This is a genomic window from Pseudomonas edaphica (genome assembly GCF_005863185.1).
GTDB classification, from domain to species: Bacteria; Pseudomonadota; Gammaproteobacteria; order Pseudomonadales; family Pseudomonadaceae; genus Aquipseudomonas; species Aquipseudomonas edaphica.
Map to the genome: position 1 here is coordinate 1 of NZ_VBVZ01000534.1, position 4,264 is coordinate 4,264.

Genomic DNA, 4,264 nt, shown 5'->3' on the forward strand with positions numbered 1-4,264 from the left:
CGATAGCGGCAGGGCAGGCCCAACTGCTGTAACTGACCCGACGCCATCGCAGGCAAGCCAGCTCCCACATTTGGATCGCGTAGAACAACAAGATACAAGTAAGATACCGGCCTTTGGCGCAGCCCTTTTCTGCGCCCTGCCAATAATAAGCCCTGCCCATGCCCTTCGAACTCAGCGTTGACCTGACCACCCTCGCCATTCTTGCCTGCGTGGCCTTTATTGCCGGCTTTATCGACGCCATCGCCGGCGGCGGCGGCCTGCTCACCACACCGGCATTGCTCACCGCCGGCATGCCACCGCACCTGGTGCTGGGCACCAACAAGCTCAGCTCGACCTTCGGCTCCGCCACCGCCAGCTTCACCTTCTACCGGCGCAAGCTGTTCCACCCGCGCCAATGGGTACACGCCATCGTCGGCACGCTGGTCGGCGCATTGGCGGGTGCCGTGGTCGCCCACTACCTGCCCGCCGAAACCCTGAACAAAATGCTCCCGGTGATCGTGTTCGCCTGTGGTGTGTATTTGCTGTTCGGCGGCACGCCCAAGGCGCCGCTGGATGCCGATGCACCGATCAAGAAGAAATGGCAATCGACCCAAGGCTTCGGCCTGGGCTTCTACGACGGCGTGGCCGGCCCCGGCACCGGCGCGTTCTGGACAGTCAGCACGATGCTGCTGCACCCTATCGACCTGGTCAAAGCCAGCGGCGTGGCGCGCAGCATGAACTTCGTCAGCAACGCAGCGGCGCTGTCGGTGTTTATCTTCAATGGCTCGGTGGACTGGATCGTCGGCCTGGCGATGGGCTTCTCGGTAATGTGTGGCGCGTTCTTTGGCGCACGCAGCGCAATCAGCGGCGGCGCCAAATTCATTCGCCCGGTGTTTATCACCGTGGTCCTCGGCCTGACGGTGCGCCTAGCCTGGCAACACTGGTTCAGCGTGGCCTAAACGGCGCGCCAGGTAGAGGTCGATCAGGTAACGCGCGATCGAACGTGACGCCGGCAACGGCGGCAAGTCGTGAATGTTGAACCACTGCGCGTCTTCGATCTCATCAGCCTGGGGCACGATGTCACCCCCGGCGTACTCGGCATGGAAGCCCAGCATCATCGAGTGCGGGAACGGCCAGCACTGGCTGCCCATGTACTGAATATTCTTGACCTCCACCTGCACTTCTTCGCGCACTTCACGGATCAGGCAGTCTTCGGCCGACTCCCCCGGCTCGGCGAACCCCGCCAGCGTGCTGTACACACCCGTGACAAAACGCGGCGACCGCGCCAGAAGAATCTCGTCGCCACGGGTCACCAGCACAATCATGCTCGGCGAAATGCGTGGGTAGCTGCGCAGGTCGCAGGCCTGGCAATACATCGCACGTTCGCGCGGCACCTGCACCATGGCCTGGCCGCAACTGCCACAGTACCGATGCTCCCGCGCCCAGGTGCCGATCTGCGCGGCGTAGCCCAGCACTTTGTACAGGGTGTGGTCGCCCTGCAACATAAAGCCGCGCAAACCCTGCCAACTGCAACCTGGCACCTCGGCCGCCGCGTTCAGCTCCAGCAAGTAAACAGGCTCACCGTCAAGGTGGCCGATGCCGTGTTCGGCGAACACCGACAGGTCCTGGCGCTTGAGCCATTCACGCGGGAACAGCGGCCCGTTGGTGTCATGCAAAAAGCCCTCGCGGCTGCGGGCGACGGCCCAGCCGCCAGGGGCGTCGTTGTCCAGCAGCGTTGTGGTAATCCAGCCTGGGGTCATGTCAGTCAATCCACGAATTCGGGTTTCTGCTTACTCATATGGGCCGCGATGGCCACGCGCAGGTCGTTGGATTGCAACATAGCCGAGTTCCAGGTGGCAACGTATTCCAGACCATCATTGACCGTATGGTCACGCATATAGCTGATCATGGCTTTGGTGCCGGCAACGGCAATCGGTGATTTGCTCGCGATTTCATGGGCGATTTCCATTACACCGGCCAACAGGCTGTCCTGATCGGGATACACACGATTGACCAGGCCAATGCTGCGCGCTTCTTCTGCGCCGAACGGGCGACCGGTGTAGGCCAGTTCACGCAACATGCCGTCGCCAATGATGCGTGGCAGACGTTGCAGGGTGCCGACGTCGGCGGCCATGCCGATGTCGATTTCCTTGATCGAGAACTGCGCGCCTTCGGCGGCGTAGCGCATGTCACAAGCGCTGATCAGGTCAATGGCGCCACCAATGCAGTAACCCTGGATCGCCGCCAGCACCGGCTTGCGGCAGGTGTCGACGGCATTGAACGAGGCTTGCAGCTCGAGGATCTTACGCCGCAGCAAGCGTGCATTGCGGCCCACGTCCTTGCCGAAGCTATTGGCCACCGAGGCCATCATCATCAAGTCGATGCCGGAGGAGAAATGCTTGCCGGCGCCGCTGAGCACCACGGCGCGCACGGCGTCGGTGTCTTCGACCCATTGGAAGATGTCGATGATCTCGGTCCAGAACGCCGCGTTCATCGCGTTGATCTTTTCCGGGCGGTTGATCTGCACATGGGCAACATTGCCGGTGAGTTCGACGATGAAAGCTTGGTATTCGGACATGGCAGTGATCCCTGACTGGCGAGTAATAAGGCTCGAACTATAACAAGGGAGCATGACGGCGCATCGGCCAAAAACGGGACTGGCAAAAGCAATGAAATGTTGTGGGCGCGGGGTTTATGACCTGCCGATACATTTCACCCAGGCACCGCACTTTATCGGCTATACACTCAGGGCCATTGCCTGGAGCCCGCTATGCCGTCCACCTTTCGTTCATCATTGATTCTGGCCCTGGTGGTCGTGCTGACCGGCATTGGCGCCGGGCTGGGCGGGATGCTGCTGGCGTTACTGCTGCATGGCATCCAGCACCTGGCCTACGGTTACAGCCTCGACAGCCTGGTCAGCCACGAAACCTTTTTGTGGGGCGTCACCGCTGCCGCACCGGAGCGCCGTCTGCTGGTGTTGGTGGTGTGCGGCCTGGTCGCCGGGCTGGGCTGGTGGACGATTTATCGCTATGGTCGCCCGCTGGTGAGCATCAAACAGGCCGTGTCTGAAAAGATGCCGATCATGCCGCCCAAGACCACCCTCGCCCACGCCGTGCTGCAGATCATCACCGTGGCGCTTGGCTCGCCATTGGGCCGTGAAGTGGCGCCGCGTGAAGTCGGCGCGCTGGCCGCGACCTGGCTGTCACAACGCGCGCGCCTGGAACCGCACATGCACCGTTTGATCGTGGCCTGCGGTGCCGGTGCCGGGTTGGCGGCGGTGTATAACGTGCCCTTGGGCGGCGCTGTCTTTGTGCTGGAAGTGCTGGTGGGCGCCTTCAGCTGGCCGGCGGCGGTCATTGCGCTGGCGACCTCGGCGATTGGCGCTTCGGTGGCCTGGATCGGGCTGGGTGCGGAATCGCAATATGCAGTGCCGCATTTTGTGCTCAGCCCGGCGCTGATCGCCTGGGCGGTAGTGTGCGGGCCGGTGTTTGGCGTGGCCGCTTATGGGTTCAGCCGTTTTACCGGCGCCGCCAGGGCCAACGCCGCGCGCGGCTGGCGCCTGCCTGTCATGTCGCTGATCAACTTCACGATTATCGGCGGGCTGGCGATGCTGCTGCCGCAGATACTGGGCAATGGCAAAGGCCCGGCGCAACTGGGCTTCGACAATGAGCTGACGATAGGCCTGGCCGCCATCCTGCTGCTGGTCAAGGTGCTGATCACTGCGAGCAGCCTGCGCGCGGGCGCCGAGGGTGGCCTGCTGACGCCGGGCCTGGCCAATGGCGCGCTGCTGGCGATTCTGCTCGGCGGTGCCTGGAGCCTGGTGTGGCCCGGGGTGCCGCTGGGCGCGTTTGCGATTATCGGCGCGGCGGCGTTTTTGGCCTCCAGCATGAGCATGCCGCTGACCGCGATTGTGCTGGTGGCCGAATTTACGCGCATCGAGCATGACTTTCTGGTGCCGATCATTCTGGCGGTGGTGGGTTCGATGTGCGTGAGCAAGCTGTGTCAGCGCTGGGAAATAAGTGGAAAAAAGCCCGCCCAAGCGCCATCCTCTGCGCTTTAAGCCGCCCACTTCGCGGCGCTCGACGTTTAAAGGATATGCCCATGCTCGCCCAACCCCTCACCCCTGCCGATTTCGACTTCATCGACGAAACGCTGTTGAAATACGGCGACGATCATTCGGTGCTGAACCTGGCTGAACTCGACGGCTACTTCACCGCGCTGGTCTCCAGCCCGGCACAGGTGGACGTGGGTGAGTGGTTCCCGGCGATCTGGGGTGGGCAGAACC

At 62.6% G+C, this 4,264-nt stretch carries 5 protein-coding genes; 3 read left to right on the forward strand and 2 right to left on the reverse strand.

The window, feature by feature from the left end:
• Window positions 1–158 precede the first annotated feature (158 nt).
• Complete coding sequence (locus FEM54_RS25890) at window positions 159–938, forward strand: TSUP family transporter (RefSeq protein ID WP_017139107.1); 780 nt, start codon at window positions 159–161, stop codon at window positions 936–938.
• On the opposite strand, the gene nudC is transcribed toward FEM54_RS25890, so the two are convergent.
• Window positions 906–1,739 carry an NAD(+) diphosphatase gene (gene nudC / locus FEM54_RS25895; protein ID WP_138453594.1) on the reverse strand — a complete coding sequence of 278 codons (834 nt, stop codon included), beginning with the start codon at window positions 1,737–1,739 and terminating at the stop codon, window positions 906–908. The genes FEM54_RS25890 and nudC overlap by 33 nt on opposite strands.
• Window positions 1,740–1,744: 5 nt before the next feature.
• The gene (locus FEM54_RS25900; protein ID WP_017139109.1) at window positions 1,745–2,557 is read right to left on the reverse strand and encodes a crotonase/enoyl-CoA hydratase family protein; all 813 of its coding nucleotides are present in this window, start codon (window positions 2,555–2,557) and stop codon (window positions 1,745–1,747) included.
• Window positions 2,558–2,749: 192 nt separating this feature from the next.
• On the opposite strand from FEM54_RS25900, the gene FEM54_RS25905 reads away from it, so the two are divergent.
• Window positions 2,750–4,039 (forward strand): chloride channel protein, encoded by a 1,290-nt coding sequence (locus FEM54_RS25905; protein WP_138453595.1) that lies wholly within the window; start codon window positions 2,750–2,752, stop codon window positions 4,037–4,039.
• A gap of 41 nt (window positions 4,040–4,080) precedes the next feature.
• Window positions 4,081–4,264, forward strand: a 184-nt coding sequence (locus FEM54_RS25910; RefSeq protein WP_138453596.1) for a UPF0149 family protein, incomplete at its 3' end; no start/stop codon positions are given.

Coding starts and splice junctions, on each gene's coding strand:
- FEM54_RS25890 (WP_017139107.1), top strand. CDS start 159: ATGCCCTTCGAACTCAGCGTTGACCTGACCACCCTCGCCATTCTTGCC.
- nudC (WP_138453594.1), bottom strand. CDS start 1,739: ATGACCCCAGGCTGGATTACCACAACGCTGCTGGACAACGACGCCCCT.
- FEM54_RS25900 (WP_017139109.1), bottom strand. CDS start 2,557: ATGTCCGAATACCAAGCTTTCATCGTCGAACTCACCGGCAATGTTGCC.
- FEM54_RS25905 (WP_138453595.1), top strand. CDS start 2,750: ATGCCGTCCACCTTTCGTTCATCATTGATTCTGGCCCTGGTGGTCGTG.